Here is a 15,119-nt window from a genome sequence, read left to right as displayed (position 1 = left end):
CTAACTGATACAACAACCGTTGGAAATGAAAGTTTTTTTAAGTTTTAACCATTTGTGGAAATTGGCGCGCGAAGGAGCGCGAAGAAGGCCAAAAGTTCCGCAAAGAAGGAGGCTATACATATATAGTGTACCGCTTTTTTACCACAACGGGCACAAAGGGTTTCACCACGGACACGAAGCTACATATATTAAAGAGGACACGAAGGGGCTTTTCCCTGACGGCAAAAGCCGAAAAAGCCTGAAAATACAAAATTCCGCTCGCTTATAGCCCTGACTGGAGCAGCATCCCCGCAGCGCAGCGGAGGGATATAGCGGAAGGCAGGTACGACGACGGCTGAAAATGCGCTTAATACCCCGCTCCTTAAAAAACCCATTACATTATAATTATATGTTAACCCGCCTTACATATTTGCTCACCCCTCCCCTATTTTTTAATTTTAAGGTTGTACGCAGTACAAAAAAGATGAAAAAAGAGGATTGTTACATATATAAAATGGTAAGGTGGGCAGTTATTGCCGGCCTTACTGCCCCCATTTTTATGAGTTGCAGCAATAAATTTACCGAAAGCCAGACGATTTTTGAACTTCCCGTGGAAAAAACCATGCAGGATTTGCTTGCAGGATATGATACCGACGGCGATAAACGCATTACCAAAGACGATGCGCCGCCCAATAAGGACTATTTTTTGCACAGTACCAAGGGTGATACCGTGATACTGCGCAATACGTATTACCTGAGCAACCTGCTGCAGGAGTTGGCCATAGCGCACGACAGCCTGCAACCGAGCCTGCTTATAAGCCTGAGCCGTATACAGGAACCACCCGCCGAACGCATAAGCCGCCGCATACGCACCCAGTTTTGGGACGACCTTACACGCAGCGTAGATGCGCAGGGGCTGGACCGTATAGCGGGCGATGAAAAAATGCACGATACCCGGCAGCGCGTGTATGTGCCATATAACGACAGTGTGGGCGTGGCTTACTTTAAAAAACTGCAAAAAAACAGGCCTAACCTTGATGTGGTGATACTGCCTGAGGAGATTACTGCCGAATATGTGAAGTCGATAAATGATAAGCCGGGGATACTGGCGCTTAAAATAGACAATAATAAAGGTGTGCCGTTTGTGGTGCCGGGCGGCAGGTTTAACGAAATGTACGGTTGGGACAGCTATTTTGAAGGCATTGGGTTATTGCTGGACGAACGGTATGACCTGGCCAAGGGCATGGTAGACAACTTTTGCTACCAGGTAAAATATTACGGAAAAATACTTAATGCCAACCGCTCGTATTACCTGACGCGTACGCAGCCGCCGTTTTTGTCGTCTTTTATAAGGGAGGTTTACGAAGCAATGCCCGAAAAAGACCATGAATGGCTGGCCGAAAGCGTGGCTATATGCATACAGGAATATAATATAGTGTGGATGCAGGGCAAACGCTATACGCCCGAAACGGGGCTGAACCGTTACTACGCCGACGGGATAGGCATACCGCCCGAAACGGAACCGGGACATTTTAAAGAAATTATACAGGAGTTTGCAAAGAAGGCCGGATTACCTGAAGCGGAGTTTGAAGCCGGGTACAAAAGCGGGGCGGTTAAAAGCCCGGGGCTGGGCAGGTATTTTGTGCACGACCGCACATTGCGCGAAAGCGGGCACGACACCAGTTGGCGCCTGGACGACGTGGCTGCCGACCTGAATTGCGTAGACCTAAATGCTCTCCTATATAAATATGAGAAGGATTTGGAATATCTGTTAGGCACCTACTTTAAAAATGGGCTTAAAGGCACCGACGGAAAAACCTATACCGCCGGTTATTTTTCAGGTAAGGCGAAACAGCGCAAGGAACTTATGCACCGCTACCTGTGGGATGATACACGCGAATGTTATTTCGACTATAATATAAAGGAGCAGAAACGTACCGATTTTATGTCGGCTACCAATTTTTATCCGCTATGGGCCGGGTTGTGCGATAAGGATGAGGCAGAAAAGCTGGTTACCCTACTTATGCACGAACTGAAAGCGAAGGGTGGTTTTTTGGCATCGTCTGAAGAAAGCACCAAAAAGTACGCTATAAATAATGTACAGCGGCAGTGGGACTACCCTAACGGATGGGCACCGCACCAAATGATGCTTTGGAAAGGGCTTTTAAATTACGGACATAAAGACGAGGCGCATGAAATGATGTACCGCTGGCTGTATATGATAACCCGAAATGCCGTAGACTACAACGGCACCATACCCGAAAAGTATGATGTGGTAAGCGGCAGCCATAAGGTGTATGCCGAATATGGCAATGTGGGTACCGACTTCGCTTATATTACACGTTCGGGCTTTGGGTGGATGAACGCCAGCTACCAGTATGGCATGAGCCTGCTGCCTGAGGATTATATAAAAAGGCTGGATGCGCTGGAAGACCCTGATTAAGCTCCTACCCCCACACGAGGCTTTGCCGAACTGGCGCAGCAAAGGGGGAACAGTATACAGTCGCAGTGACAGTTATCAACTTTCGTTCGCAGTTTTCAGTGCCATATAAAAAACTGTCGAAATAACTTGCGAAACCAAATGATTGCACATATATTTGCAATCATTTGGTTTCATTAAAATTAATAGATATGAAAAATAAGATACTTTTTATCCTTTGCCTGCTTGCCGGGCTTATGTTTATCAATGCGGGGCTTGATAAATTTTTCCACTACATGCCTATGCCGGAAGACATGCCTGAAGAAATGGTTAATGCCGGTAAAGCTTTTGCAGCAATAGGCTGGCTGATGCCGCTGGTTGGCTTTGGGGAACTGCTGGGTGGGCTGTTGCTCATCTTTCCGCGTACCAGGGCGCTGGGCGCTATTGTCCTTACCCCATTATTGGTTGGTATACTGCTGGCTAATATTTATATGGCACCGTCAGGTTTGCCGATTGTTGCCATACTGATTGCCGTTATAGTATGGGCAATGGTTAACGATAAGGAAAAAATCCTGCCGCTGTTCAGGAAGTAATTGATATACATTACAGGTTTATAATAATGAGAAGAGATGTATTCCAAGCCATAGCCGACCCTACCCGCAGGGCTATACTCACCCTGATTGCTGCACAGGCCATGACGCCTAATGCCATTGCCGAGCATTTTGACACCACACGGCAGGCAGTTTCCAAGCACCTTAAAATACTGTCAGAATGCGATTTGGTAAAACCCCAGCAACACGGCAGAGAAATTTACTATCAGCTGGAAATAGATAAGATGAAAGAGATAGACCACTGGCTGGAACAGTTCCGTAAGATATGGGAAACGCGTTTCCAGCAGCTCGACGAACTTTTAACCACAATACAAAAACAACAATAATGAAAAATAACCTCCTGTTTGATTTCCTTGCCGATAAGGAAAACAATACGCTTACTATCAGGCGCGAATTTTTGGCAGGCCGCCAGTTGGTGTGGGACTGCTATACCAAAAGTGAACTGCTGGAACAGTGGTTTGCCCCTAAGCCACTGACTACAAAGACAAAAACCATGGACTTTAGCGAAGGCGGGCGCTGGCACTATGCCATGGTAGAACCAAACGGCACCGAGTATTGGGGCTTTACCGAGTACATTACCATACAGCCTATTGATTTCTACACGGCGCTGGATGCTTTTAGCGATGCTGAGGGCAACATTAACCCTGACCTGCCGCGTGCCAACTGGAAAGTGACGTTTACCGATAAGGGCGAAAATGCATTGGTAGAAACGGTAGTTACCTACAAGTCACTGGCCGACCTGGAGACCATAATCAATATGGGTATGGAAGAAGGTATGACGGCTACCCTCGAAAAGCTTGATGAACTGCTACTAACCTTAAACAAATAAACAATGAGCGACAAGATAACCATTACTGCCACAGTACATGCCGATAATAAGAAAGCCTGGGAATACTACACCGACCCGAAACACATTACCCAATGGAACTTTGCCGACCCGTCGTGGCACTGCCCTGCCGCATCAAACGATATGCAGGTGGGCGGAAAATATGCTGCACGTATGGAGGCTAAGGACGGAAGCTTTGGTTTTGAGTTTGAAGCGACCTATAATGCTATTGAACCGGGTAAAAGCTTTACCTACACCATGCCCGACGGCAGGGAGGTAACTGTGGTTTTCACTCCCGATGGTGATGCTACTGAGGTTACCGTAACCTTTGACCCTGAAAACCAGAACCCTGTAGAAATGCAAAAGGGCGGCTGGCAGGCGATACTTAATAATTACAAGAAGTACACTGAGGAGAATTAATAGTTTCTTCCATTTCGACCGCAGCGCAGCGGAATGGAGAAATCTCTTTTGCGTTGAAAATAAAAATGGCTGCAATGTGCAGCCATTTTTTTATTGCTTCCATGTCGACCGTAGCGCAGCGGAGTGGAGACATCTTGATTCTCAATATAAAAGAGATTTAACTTCGTTGAACCTTCGGTGTCTCGACTACACTGCGTTTCGCTCGAAATGGAAAAACTTCACTCTCTGTTTTACTGAAAACTGCGACTGAAAAACTGAAAACTATTCAGCTTCTTCCTCGTAGCGTGCCATTTCGCGGTCGTAGAAATCGTTAGCCTGGTTGATAAGGCTTTCCATTTCTGCTTCAAGCTCGTTTTCGTCGATGTCTTCTTCCGGTTCCTCTAAAAATTCTATTTCATCATCTTTCAGGTTGATGATAAAACGTGGGTAATCCAGGTGGATAACAAAGATATCTTCAGGGAAATCGGTATTGTCTGCCAGTACGAATTTTGGTAATTCCATATTAATTTGTTTCAAGTTTAATGTTTAAAGTTTCACGTTCTTCGCGTATATAACGGTTGGTTAAAAAATTAAAGCGAAGATACAAAAATAATGCGGCAGCGGTAAGGCTGGCACACAGGCCTATCCATATACCGGTAGCTCCCAGCGGGGTTTTCAGCCCAAGGTAAAACGACAGCGGGAAACCAATAATCCAGTAGGCTATAAAGGTTATTACCGTAGGCACCTTTACATCCTGCAGGCCGCGCAGTGCACCCAGCACCACTACCTGCACGCCATCACTCAGCTGGAAAACAGCAGCAACTATAAGCAATTCGGCGGCTATTTTTATTACTTCGGCTACGTCCTGCACCTGACCCACGTGCTCGGTATTTACAAACAGGTACGGCAGCACATTGTGCAGCGCCAGGAACAGTAGTGCAAAAAACGTTTCAATCACTATTGCCATAAGGAAAATAGAACGTGCCACGGTACGCAGCATTACAAAATCCTGCCTGCCTTTTTGGTTGCCTACACGTACCATGGCAGCTACGCTAAGCCCCATGCCAAACATAAAGGTAAAACTGGCCAGGCTCAGCGCTATCTGGTTGGCCGCCTGGTTGGTCTTCCCTAAAAAGCCCGAAAGCCATATCGCCGAGGTAAACAGCGCCACTTCAAAAAACATCTGCATGGCCGATGGGAACCCTATCGCGCTGATTTTCTTCAGCATGGTGGTTTTTATCTCCGAAAGGCTGAAACCTTTGGTATACTCACCCAGTTTTTTGTCGCGCGACACGGCTATGTGCATAAACACCAGCAGGGCAATACGCGAAATCACTGTGCCTACCGCCGCACCCATCATACCCATTTTCGGCAATCCGAATACGCCGTAAATCAGTACGTAGTTTATAGGTATGTGTATAATGTTGCTGAACAGCACCGCATACATAGCGTACTTGGTCTTGCTCATACCGTCGGCAAACTGCTTGTACGCCTGGAAAATAATGGCCGGTATCAGTGAAAAAGCCACCAAATCTATAAACGGCGATGCCAGTGCTATTACATCATCGGGTTGCCCCATGAGCGCCATAGCGGGCTTTGCACAATATATGATACTGAAAAGCAATAATCCCATAAGAATACACAGCACCAGCCCGTGGTGGAATGCCGAGCGCACCTGGCTGTGGTCTCTAGCGCCGTCGGCCTGGGCTACTATGGGCGTTATGGCAGTAGAAAAACCGATACCCACACTCATGGCTATAAATACAAAGCTGTTGCCCAACGATACGGCAGCGAGTTCGGCACTGCCAAGGTGGCCCACCATAATATTATCGATAAGGGCAATAAGGTTGTGCCCTATCATCCCGAGGATAACAGGGTAAGCCAACTGGAAATTTGGCCTGAACTCCTTTATATATATACTGAGTGGCATTTTATGATGAAAATTGAGTCTGCAAAGGTATTGGGTTTCCTTTAATTGAAATACACCTACAGCCTAAATAATTACAAATCACCACCATAAGTAGTAGTATTCTTAATTTTATTATTTCTTTGATACTATTTTAACGAGTTCTTACAATTTTCCTCAAACCGCAGCCCCTACCTTTGTTCTACTAACGTAACAGAAAATTGAAGAAGCCATGAAGACGATGAATTTAAAAATGATGCTAATGGGCGCTGTAATGCTGTTCGGGATGAACGTATTTGCCCAAAAAATAACAGGTAGCGGCGAAGAAGCCATAGACAATTACCCACAACGTTTCCGCCTGGGTGTAGGTATTGACGGTAGCTATGCCACAGGCGATTACTTTGATTGGGGGCTTGGCGCCGATGTAAGGCTGCAATATGACCTTACCAAAAGGACATCACTGACGCTTACCACAGGTTTTACTAACCTTTTTGCCAAAGACGATTTTAAAGATCTGGGCTATATCCCTGCAAAACTGGGTATTAAAGCCTTTGTTTGGGAAGACCAGTTTTATGTAATGGGTGAAGCCGGTGCCGGTTTTGCGGTAACCAACGGTTATGACGAAACTACCTTCTTATGGGCGCCGGGCGTGGGTTATGCCTTAGACCCGATAGACATCAGCGTACGATATGAAGGTACCAACGATTTCCGTACCGACCAGATAGCGCTGCGTGTGGCATACGCCTTTAAACTGTAAAGCCATTTTTTATATAACCTAAGTATGTGTTCATAAAAAACCTGTAGCTGTGCTACAGGTTTTTTTATAAATTTGTTATTCATAGCGACCCATCCCATGAAGATTTTTGTTATAGACTGGTGTACTGATGCCGATGCATCTGCGCTTATAACCGCCTGTAAAATACCGCCGCACAGTGTGGTAGGCTACGAATTGGCCGACGGCGCCGAAGCATACCGCAAAATCGGCATCCTTAAACCCGATGCCGTAGTGATAAACTACGCCGCCAAGCCATCGCACGGGCGTATGACGGCCGACAGTATACGCAAGCGCAAAGCCACTGCCGAAATCCCCCTGTATTTTATAGACGGTGAAGAAGAGGATAATGAGAGAGTGGCGCACCTGGGCATCTGCCTGAGCAGTGAAGAACTGGCGGATTTGCTTGGTTAATTGGTTGTTGGTTGTCAGTTGTTGGTTGTTGGCCAAGACTGTGACTGAAAACTAAGCTTTCATTATGAGTGAAGCTCAATCTACAATATAAAATATAAAATCTGAAATTCATCCTTCTGGGGCCGGGGGGCTTTCACTCTCCAGCTTTCGCTTATACACATTTATATTTTCTAAAACCTCTTCATCTACTTCCGGTTCGTGGAAGTTGTATTTTTCCAGCTCGTTTAAAATGGCTTTGGCTACCAGCAGGCGTGCCGTCTTTTTATCATCGGCGGGTATGGCATACCAGGGCGCATGCGGGTGATTTGTATTGTTTATCGCTTCTTCATAATACTGCTGGTACCTGTCCCAGTTTTCGCGGTCGTTAAGGTCAGACGGGCTGAACTTCCAGTTGTGGTTTTTCAGTTCCAGGCGGCGCAGCAGGCGTTGGCGCTGCTCCTCCTTGCTTATGTGCAAAAAGAACTTCAGCACTATGGTGCCATTTTGGGCAATATGCTTTTCAAAATGATTGATTTGCTTAAAGCGCTGTTCCCATAAATTATCAGGTATATCTTCCACAGCTTCTATGCCCGGCAGGTTTTCATTCAGTATAATCTCGGGGTGAACACGGCTTACCAGCACATTTTCGTAATGCGAACGGTTAAACACGGCAAACTTACCTTTTTCAGGTAAAGCTATATAGTGTCGCCACAGGTAGTCGTGCTCCAGTTCGGCAGATGTGGGCTGCTTAAAGCTGTAGACCACTACCCCACGCGCATTAAAATTTTTAAACACCTGCTTTATAAGACTGTCCTTTCCGCTGGTGTCCATGCCCTGCAATACAATGAGTACCGAATAGCGGTTATTGGCATACATTTTATCCTGGAGCTTGCCCAAATCCTTACCAACTTCAGCAAGTGCCGTTTTTTTAGCAGTGTCCGATGCCTTCAGGTCAATAGTAGTGGGCGTGTCGTTTATGGAGAACGGGGCGGTAACCACAAAATCTTTGGGGTGGATGTGTTTCATGTGTAATAACATTACCTTTACATAAATATAGTAAATAAACCCGCACCTGCTTTGGGCGGAAACCAACATTATGAAAAAGTTCACACTCGAAATACTGTACCGTATCATCGGTATATCCTCGGCTTCGGGGCTGCTGTACCACAACGCGGCGGTTTACCTTGTATCAGACAACAGCCGCATGCTGTATGAATACCATCCCGAAACACAAAAACTGGAAAAAACCACGCTGGTAAGCAAAAGTTCAACCGAAACACTTGAAAACATCCCGAAAAAGGAAAAGCCCGACTACGAAGCCATTGCCCTAAAGGGCGACAGCATTTACCTTGTAGGTTCGGGTTCGGCGGCAAACCGTAACAGCATAGCCCATGTGGATGCCAGGACCAAGGCGCTACTGCCTGCCATAGACGCTACCGACCTCTACCTGGCCATGCAGGCTTTCGCCGAAATGACCCCGGAAGATTTTAATATAGAAGCCGCTGTAAACGATGGCGATACCTGGTACCTGCTGAACCGTGGCAACGGCCCCAAGGGCAGGAACGGTGTTTTCACGCTGAACGGCAGCATGAACGACACCGCATTCCAGATTATATATAACGATATTAAGTTGCCCAAAATAAACGGGGTACGCGCCACATTTACCGATGCCTGCCTGGCCAACGGTAAGCTGTATTTTATAGCCGCCGCCGAAAATACCACCTCCACGTATGCCGATGGCGAAATAGCGGGTACGCTCCTGGGCCGCATGAACCTCGATAAAATGAAAGTGGAAAAGACGGTAACCATAAGCGAGAAAAATAAATTTGAAGGGATAACACTATACAAGGAAGACGCTAAAACACTGGAGTTTTTGCTTTGCGAAGACACAGACAGTGATGCCGGAGAAAGCGTGGTGTATAAGCTTAGTGTGGGGAAATAGTTTTCAGTCGCAGTCACAGTTTTCAGTGATAGTGGTTGGTTGCCGGAGCAGTCATTGCGAGGAACGAAGCAATCTCATTGTTTATTAATGCTTTATGAGAGCTTTATGAGATTGCCGCGCTCCGTACCTCCGCTCGCAATGACCGATACCGTTGCCTTACTGAAAACTGCGACTGAAAACTTTTTTTCACTCCCTTCCCAACCTTTTGCCAACTAATGTTATCTATATAAAAAAAAGCCACAAATAGTGATAGCAGAAACACTCATAATAGCATGCAGGAAAATGCAGCGCGATGCGCAGCGGCAGGTGTATGAGCTGTTAGCACCCAAACTGTACCATACTTGTAAGCGGTACCTTAAAAGTGAGGAAGAGATAGAAGAAGCCATAGCCGATGCCTTCTTCAGCATCTTTACCAAGCTGGACCAGCTGAAGGAGGACAAAGCCTTTGAGGCATGGGCGCGAAAAATAGCCGTAAACCAGTGCTTGCTTACCCTGAAACGAAAAGTGAACTTTAATATTTATATAGAAGACATGGGCCGAAAGGACGAACCGTCCCAGCAATATTCTTCGGGTCTTGAAGAAGAAGACCTGATGCACCTGCTAACGTACCTGCCCGAGGGCTGCCGTACCGTTTTTAACCTGTTTGCCATAGAGGGCTTTTCGCATAAGGAAATTGCGCAGATGCTGCACATTACCGAAGGCACTTCTAAATCGCAACTGAATGCCTCGCGGACAAAACTGAAGGAACTGGTAAATACTATGTATTATCAAAACGAGAACAGCCATGGAAAATCACGATAAACTATACAAGCAATTTGAAGACGCGGCCCGCAAGCAGGAGCAGAAGGGCTTCGACCGTATGGATGCCGTGTGGAACCGTGTGGAGGACAAGCTGGACCGAGATAAGGACCGCCGTGCCGCCACCCGCTGGAAATATACCGGCATAGCGGCCATGCTGCTGCTGTTCCTTACCATTGGCTTTACGCTGATGCGCACCGAAAAAGAAGTGATACCTACAGTAACCCCGGCGCAGCCACAGGTTACCGTGGCACCGGCTATAGATACACAAGCAGTTAAAGAGGCCGTACAGCCTAAAACCGACGTTAAGCAAACTGAGAATACTGTTGCTTACGAAGATACCCAGGTTGAAAAGGCTAAAGAGCGGGATAACCAATTCAAGATAAAAGGCGACATTGTTAAAGCTGAAAATGATTCAGTGTATTTCAATAGGGGTGCGCGATTTACTACAAGTAAGAGCGATAGCAACCCTGAATATTTTTCGAGCAGTGATAAGATTAAGTTAGTACCTGCCGGCAGGTCAAAGGATCAGGATACTGAAAAATTAGAAAAAACATCGCCTGCAAACAATGCATTGGTACAAAACAGTTTCCTGAACAGTGCCGTAGCAGACCCGGCTGCACTGTATGCCAATGCTAATAAGCCCGGTGATAAGAGGTTTAACAATAGTATTGTCAAAGAAGCCGCCCCGGAAGGCAAGAAAAGCCTTGTTGTGGCCACGTATACGGGTATGGTTGTTTCTGCTACAGACGGGCTGCCACTCCCTGGGGTAGGTATTTATATAAAAAATACAACGAAGTCGTTGTTAACAGATGTTGATGGCAACTTCACTATTGAAGCCAATAAGGGAGATATACTGGTAGTTTCATACATTGGGTTTACTACACAGGAAATTAAGCTTGGCGACAAGATGAATTTCACTGTCCAGTTACAGGAAAGTTCGCAGGCTTTGGAAGAAGTGGTAGTTGTAGGATATGGAACTACTAAAAACTACAAGCCATCTAAAGCTGAAAGGCTAAAGATGGAGATAACCCGTAAGGACAATATCCGCACCAAGCCTCTGGCTACAAACAATACATATACATGGAACAGTGCCGATAAAGATGGCGTATCTGAAGAAGAAGCCAAAGAACAGGAGGATGTAAAAGCAGGCTACCTGGGTAACATGGAAGCCGATACCAACCCACTCTATATTATAGACGGCATTATGGTAAAGGCCGGTATTGTAGAGCAGCTGGATCCTGCGTATATAAAATCGTATAAGATTATTAAAGAGGAAGATGCGATTAAAGTATACGGTGGCAAGGCGGTAAACGGCGCGGTTATCATCAAAACACAAAAGCTTGGCAAGCAAAAAAAGGAAAAGCTGGACAAGATTATTGATGAGTTCCGCATTAAGGAGGACGAGCTGCGCAAGTACGACGAAGGCTTTAAGATACCGATAGACAACAACGAGGAATACGGTTCGTTTGAGGAAAACCGCTTCGAAAGCCCGGCTACGGCACCGCTGTCTACCTTTGCCATAGATGTGGATAACGCCAGCTATACTAACATCCGCAGGTTCATCAACATGGGGCAAACCGTGCCTAAGGATGCGGTGCGTATAGAGGAGATGATTAACTTCTTTAAATACAAATACCCGCAACCGAAGGGCGACGACCCTATCTCTATAAACAGCGAGTACAGCACCTGCCCTTGGAATCCGCAGCACACCCTGCTGAAAATTGGCCTTAAAGGCAAGGAACTGAGTGAAAGCAGCCTGCCGTCGAGCAACTATGTGTTCCTAATTGATGTATCGGGTTCTATGGATGCCGAAAATAAGTTGCCATTGCTTAAAAAGAGTATGAAGCTGCTGGTAGACAAAATGAAGGCCGACGACCACCTGGCTATTGTTACCTACGCGGGTTCGGCACAGCTGCTGCTGGATTCTACCCCCGGCGACCAGAAGGAAACCATAATACAGGCCATTTACAGGCTTAAAGCCGATGGCGGCACTGCAGGCGGCGACGGTATAAAAATGGCCTACGATATAGCCGAGGAAAACTTTATAGACGATGGTAACAACCGCATAGTGCTGGCTACGGATGGCGACTTCAACATGGGGCCGTCGTCAGATCAGGACATGCAAACACTAATAGAAGAAAAACGTAAAACCGGCGTGTTCCTTACCTGCCTTGGCTTCGGTATGGGCAACTATAAGGATAGTAAGTTGGAAACCCTTGCCGATAAAGGCAACGGTAACTATGCCTATATAGACAACTTTGACGAGGCCGACCGTTTCCTGCGTAAGGACTTTAACGCCTCAATGTATACCATAGCCAAAGACGTGAAGATACAGATAGAGTTTAACCCTGCCAACGTACAGGCGTACAGGCTCATTGGCTACGAAAACCGTAAGCTGCACGACGAGGATTTTGCCAACGATGCCGTAGATGCCGGCGAAATGGGCAGCGGGCATACCGTTACCGCATTATACGAGATTATCCCGGTGGGTGTTAAGAGCAGCTTTGCCCCAACCCCGGAACTGAAATATACCCTTACCGGTGAAACCCATACCAAGTTTGGTAACGAACTCGCCACAGTGAAATTCCGTTACAAACAGCCTGATGGTGATACCAGTACCGAAATGACTGAGGTTATAGCCAACAAAACGGCTACGCTTGCTGATACGTCGTACGACTTTAAGTTTGCCGCCGCAGTGGCATGGTTCGGGCTGAAGCTGAGGGACAGCAAGCTGGCACCAAATAAGCAGACACGTGCCATTATAGAACTCGCCACGCAGGGCATAAAACGCGACCGCGACGGCTATAAGAACGAATTTATAAAACTCGCCGGAAGGATAGAGTAAATACCCATTTCCCAACCAGTTATGTAAGCCGCCGAGGAAGTCTTTCCCGGCGGCTTTTTTTTATTGAAAAATAGTGGTTATTGGCTATATTTGCCAAAAACCGACCTTATGCTGAACAGGATAATTTACCCGGCCATCACACTTTGCGTGGCGTTATTCTTCACATTTTGCATTGATGCCTATATTTTCTTCCAATGGAATACATTGTTTACCATAGTAGGCGGGCTTTGTACTGCCGCTGCACTTGCACTGTCGCTTGACGCATGGCTCCTTAAAGACCGCGAACTGGATGCAGCGCAGGAAAAGAAACAGCGTACTACTGTGTGGGTAGCATCTATTGGGTTCCTGTTTATTTTCTGTTATTTCCTTTCACATCATTCTAAAAACCGGGTGATGGACATCCTTGAAAAAGAAGGGGTATTTACAGTAGGTACCATTACAAACGGCAGGTCGTCTTCGGCAGTAAATAGTGATACGTACCTCATGGTAAAATTTACCGATAACGACCGTAAAGACCAGGAATTGAAGGTAGTAATAGGAAGCGACAGCCTGGATAAATTTTTGAAATGGCAAAAAGTAGCCCTGATTTACCTGCCAAAACATCCTGATGTAATGCGCATACTTGTAACAGACAGTGACCTGAATAAATACAGCGGCTTTAAAAACAGGCCGGTAGCACTGGCCGACCTGATGAAAATAGTATTGTTACAGCCCGGCAAACCGGTACAAAACTACCTTAACTCAGTAAACATACAGTGGTACATGTACCCCGGCGATGGGTATAACGGCTTCCGTTACCTTAACGACCTGAAACTACAGGTGGTTACGACCGAAAGGGGTATGGTAAGCTTTATGTATCATGAAAGTAACCCTGAATTGTTTAACCGCGAAATAAAGCAGTATGGCTTTAAAAAAACGCATGGTTTCGGGGGAAACAGTTATGAAAACGACAAGTTTATACTATCTGTGGAAGATGAGCAAATGCCTATAGAGCGCGGCACCCCTGAAGAGCGTAGCAGCTACGGTTACGGATACCAACAACAAGATACAAAACCCGTTACGGTATTTACAATTGCCCCAAAAGAGCGTTTAGGGCTGTAATACAGCATCTAAAAACGCCTGCTGTCTTTCGTTAATCAATACTTTGGCTTCTTCATAACCGAACCAGCCTGCCTTGTCTATTTCAGGGAAAGCCTTCATTTTACCTGACTTTGGCGGCCATTCCATTTCAAAGGTATTACTGCTTATTGCCTGTGGGTCAAGGTTGCCCTCAGCCGCCCAGCAATGTACGGTTTTACCTCCCTTTTGGGTAATGGGTTCAAGTGCTGTAAATGGTGATTGGGGTCTATAGCAGGTTTCTTCAGTAAACTCGCGTAGGGCACAGGCCAGAAGTTCTTCGCCTGCATTGGGTTCACCCTTAGGTATCGTCCACCAGCCCTCGTGCTTTTTGGCAAAGAACGGCCCACCGGGATGCACAAGGAAAAACTCAGTACCCTCCTGCCCTTTCCGATACAGCAGTATACCTGCGCTCAGCTTCATTCGGCTACGGTATATTCCATATTTTCACTACGGAAATATTCCTCGGCAGCCTCGCCAAAGCGCGACATGGTAACGTAGTTAAACGTACCGCCCACAGCAGCGCCTATCCCAAACGGAATCAGCGTACCCAGCGCCACGCCACCACGTTTAGAACCGTATTTGGTAACCAGCTTCCGGCCTATTTTCTGGTTCATGCGGTTCCGGATGCGGTCGGTAATATGCTGGTCAAAGTGCTTTACGGTAATGCGTTCGCCCACGGTAAGCACCGCTTTTTCGGGCACTACTACCCCGCTCCAAAGCCCAAGTACCACGGTAAAGCGGTCGTCGAAGTCGGCCTCGGTATCCTGCCCGTAAATAAGCCCGGTGCCGTAGCATAACGATGCCATCCAGCGCAGCATCAGTAGCACATCGGCAGAAATCGCTCCTGCCTCTATAGCTACCTGTGCCACAGTACCCAAACCGGGGATAACGCCCGGCAGCGCGCTCACCACCCCCACCGAGGTATACTTGCGGCGCACCTGCGCACGGTATAGTTTAGCCACCTCTTGTGCGCCCTTGCCCGGATGTTTAAATTTGAGCACGGCAATTTCCTTGCGGACCTCCATAAACGGGGGCATCAGCTTTTTTATAAGGGTGTTGAAATCCATAGCTGTAATTTTGATTAAAGGTAAGAAATTACAGGCGTCC

Annotated in this window: 16 protein-coding genes; 11 read left to right on the top strand and 5 right to left on the bottom strand. The window is 46.7% G+C overall.

The genetic code is table 11. From position 1 onward, the window contains the following. Positions 1-463: 463 nt before the first annotated feature. The 5 genes from ACZIX4_RS19880 to ACZIX4_RS19860 all read left to right on the top strand — a co-directional run bounded on the left by ACZIX4_RS19880 (position 464) and on the right by ACZIX4_RS19860 (position 4,255). The gene (locus ACZIX4_RS19880) at positions 464-2,422 is read left to right on the top strand and encodes a trehalase family glycosidase (RefSeq protein WP_463337405.1); all 1,959 of its coding nucleotides are present in this window, start codon (positions 464-466) and stop codon (positions 2,420-2,422) included. Positions 2,423-2,610: 188 nt separating this feature from the next. Beyond that, the gene (locus ACZIX4_RS19875; protein WP_463337404.1) at positions 2,611-2,991 is read left to right on the top strand and encodes a MauE/DoxX family redox-associated membrane protein; all 381 of its coding nucleotides are present in this window, start codon (positions 2,611-2,613) and stop codon (positions 2,989-2,991) included. 26 nt (positions 2,992-3,017) lie between these two features. Continuing rightward, positions 3,018-3,335: an ArsR/SmtB family transcription factor gene (locus tag ACZIX4_RS19870; RefSeq protein ID WP_463337403.1), complete on the top strand. Its 318-nt coding sequence runs from the start codon at positions 3,018-3,020 to the stop codon at positions 3,333-3,335. Beyond that, entirely contained in the window at positions 3,335-3,838 is a 504-nt protein-coding gene (locus ACZIX4_RS19865; protein ID WP_463337402.1) for an SRPBCC family protein, read from the top strand. Before ACZIX4_RS19870 ends, ACZIX4_RS19865 begins: the two co-directional genes overlap by 1 nt. A 3-nt stretch (positions 3,839-3,841) precedes the next feature. Then, positions 3,842-4,255 carry an SRPBCC family protein gene (locus ACZIX4_RS19860; protein WP_463337401.1) on the top strand — a complete coding sequence of 138 codons (414 nt, stop codon included), beginning with the start codon at positions 3,842-3,844 and terminating at the stop codon, positions 4,253-4,255. Positions 4,256-4,516: 261 nt separating this feature from the next. Here the strand turns inward: ACZIX4_RS19860 and ACZIX4_RS19855 are convergent, their stop codons facing one another. Continuing rightward, positions 4,517-4,756: a hypothetical protein gene (locus ACZIX4_RS19855; RefSeq protein WP_463337400.1), complete on the bottom strand. Its 240-nt coding sequence runs from the start codon at positions 4,754-4,756 to the stop codon at positions 4,517-4,519. 1 nt (position 4,757) lies between these two features. Then, a complete protein-coding gene (locus ACZIX4_RS19850) occupies positions 4,758-6,164 on the bottom strand; it encodes an MATE family efflux transporter (protein ID WP_463337399.1) in 1,407 nt (468 codons plus the stop codon). A 208-nt stretch (positions 6,165-6,372) separates the two neighbouring features. Between ACZIX4_RS19850 and ACZIX4_RS19845 the strand changes: the two genes are divergently transcribed. After that, positions 6,373-6,897 carry an outer membrane beta-barrel protein gene (locus tag ACZIX4_RS19845; RefSeq protein ID WP_463337398.1) on the top strand — a complete coding sequence of 175 codons (525 nt, stop codon included), beginning with the start codon at positions 6,373-6,375 and terminating at the stop codon, positions 6,895-6,897. A gap of 96 nt (positions 6,898-6,993) precedes the next feature. Continuing rightward, positions 6,994-7,326, top strand: coding sequence for a hypothetical protein (locus ACZIX4_RS19840; protein ID WP_463337397.1), 333 nt, complete (start codon positions 6,994-6,996; stop codon positions 7,324-7,326). 108 nt (positions 7,327-7,434) lie between these two features. Here the strand turns inward: ACZIX4_RS19840 and ACZIX4_RS19835 are convergent, their stop codons facing one another. After that, positions 7,435-8,331: a PPK2 family polyphosphate kinase gene (locus ACZIX4_RS19835; RefSeq protein ID WP_463337396.1), complete on the bottom strand. Its 897-nt coding sequence runs from the start codon at positions 8,329-8,331 to the stop codon at positions 7,435-7,437. A gap of 70 nt (positions 8,332-8,401) precedes the next feature. Here ACZIX4_RS19835 and ACZIX4_RS19830 point away from each other — a divergent pair, with 70 nt between their 5' ends. The 4 genes from ACZIX4_RS19830 (at position 8,402) to ACZIX4_RS19815 (ending at position 13,994) form a co-directional block, all read left to right on the top strand. After that, positions 8,402-9,247 carry a DUF6929 family protein gene (locus ACZIX4_RS19830; RefSeq protein WP_463337395.1) on the top strand — a complete coding sequence of 282 codons (846 nt, stop codon included), beginning with the start codon at positions 8,402-8,404 and terminating at the stop codon, positions 9,245-9,247. Between the two features lie 282 nt (positions 9,248-9,529). Next, positions 9,530-10,048, top strand: a complete 519-nt coding sequence (locus ACZIX4_RS19825; RefSeq protein ID WP_463337406.1) for an RNA polymerase sigma factor — start codon at positions 9,530-9,532, stop codon at positions 10,046-10,048. Then, positions 10,032-12,893 carry a vWA domain-containing protein gene (locus ACZIX4_RS19820; RefSeq protein WP_463337394.1) on the top strand — a complete coding sequence of 954 codons (2,862 nt, stop codon included), beginning with the start codon at positions 10,032-10,034 and terminating at the stop codon, positions 12,891-12,893. Before ACZIX4_RS19825 ends, ACZIX4_RS19820 begins: the two co-directional genes overlap by 17 nt. 108 nt (positions 12,894-13,001) lie before the next feature. After that, positions 13,002-13,994 (top strand): hypothetical protein, encoded by a 993-nt coding sequence (locus tag ACZIX4_RS19815; protein ID WP_463337393.1) that lies wholly within the window; start codon positions 13,002-13,004, stop codon positions 13,992-13,994. On the opposite strand, the gene ACZIX4_RS19810 is transcribed toward ACZIX4_RS19815, so the two are convergent. Together ACZIX4_RS19810 and ACZIX4_RS19805 are read right to left on the bottom strand one after the other, a co-directional pair. After that, on the bottom strand, positions 13,983-14,432 hold the full coding sequence (locus ACZIX4_RS19810; protein ID WP_463337392.1) for an NUDIX domain-containing protein: 450 nt from the start codon (positions 14,430-14,432) through the stop codon (positions 13,983-13,985). The genes ACZIX4_RS19815 and ACZIX4_RS19810 overlap by 12 nt on opposite strands. Next, the gene (locus ACZIX4_RS19805) at positions 14,429-15,079 is read right to left on the bottom strand and encodes a hypothetical protein (protein WP_463337391.1); all 651 of its coding nucleotides are present in this window, start codon (positions 15,077-15,079) and stop codon (positions 14,429-14,431) included. The genes ACZIX4_RS19810 and ACZIX4_RS19805 overlap by 4 nt, the downstream gene beginning before the upstream one ends. Positions 15,080-15,119 lie beyond the last annotated feature (40 nt).

Source organism: Flavobacterium niveum (genome assembly GCF_055231775.1).
This window is presented reverse-complemented; position numbering and strand designations above follow the sequence as displayed.

Bases quoted from the DNA above. Each gene is read 5' to 3' on its own strand.
- ACZIX4_RS19880 (WP_463337405.1), top strand. From the start codon at position 464: ATGAAAAAAGAGGATTGTTACATATATAAAATGGTAAGGTGGGCAGTT.
- ACZIX4_RS19875 (WP_463337404.1), top strand. From the start codon at position 2,611: ATGAAAAATAAGATACTTTTTATCCTTTGCCTGCTTGCCGGGCTTATG.
- ACZIX4_RS19870 (WP_463337403.1), top strand. From the start codon at position 3,018: ATGAGAAGAGATGTATTCCAAGCCATAGCCGACCCTACCCGCAGGGCT.
- ACZIX4_RS19865 (WP_463337402.1), top strand. From the start codon at position 3,335: ATGAAAAATAACCTCCTGTTTGATTTCCTTGCCGATAAGGAAAACAAT.
- ACZIX4_RS19860 (WP_463337401.1), top strand. From the start codon at position 3,842: ATGAGCGACAAGATAACCATTACTGCCACAGTACATGCCGATAATAAG.
- ACZIX4_RS19855 (WP_463337400.1), bottom strand. From the start codon at position 4,756: ATGGAATTACCAAAATTCGTACTGGCAGACAATACCGATTTCCCTGAA.
- ACZIX4_RS19850 (WP_463337399.1), bottom strand. From the start codon at position 6,164: ATGCCACTCAGTATATATATAAAGGAGTTCAGGCCAAATTTCCAGTTG.
- ACZIX4_RS19845 (WP_463337398.1), top strand. From the start codon at position 6,373: ATGAAGACGATGAATTTAAAAATGATGCTAATGGGCGCTGTAATGCTG.
- ACZIX4_RS19840 (WP_463337397.1), top strand. From the start codon at position 6,994: ATGAAGATTTTTGTTATAGACTGGTGTACTGATGCCGATGCATCTGCG.
- ACZIX4_RS19835 (WP_463337396.1), bottom strand. From the start codon at position 8,331: ATGAAACACATCCACCCCAAAGATTTTGTGGTTACCGCCCCGTTCTCC.
- ACZIX4_RS19830 (WP_463337395.1), top strand. From the start codon at position 8,402: ATGAAAAAGTTCACACTCGAAATACTGTACCGTATCATCGGTATATCC.
- ACZIX4_RS19825 (WP_463337406.1), top strand. From the start codon at position 9,530: ATGCAGCGCGATGCGCAGCGGCAGGTGTATGAGCTGTTAGCACCCAAA.
- ACZIX4_RS19820 (WP_463337394.1), top strand. From the start codon at position 10,032: ATGGAAAATCACGATAAACTATACAAGCAATTTGAAGACGCGGCCCGC.
- ACZIX4_RS19815 (WP_463337393.1), top strand. From the start codon at position 13,002: ATGCTGAACAGGATAATTTACCCGGCCATCACACTTTGCGTGGCGTTA.
- ACZIX4_RS19810 (WP_463337392.1), bottom strand. From the start codon at position 14,432: ATGAAGCTGAGCGCAGGTATACTGCTGTATCGGAAAGGGCAGGAGGGT.
- ACZIX4_RS19805 (WP_463337391.1), bottom strand. From the start codon at position 15,079: ATGGATTTCAACACCCTTATAAAAAAGCTGATGCCCCCGTTTATGGAG.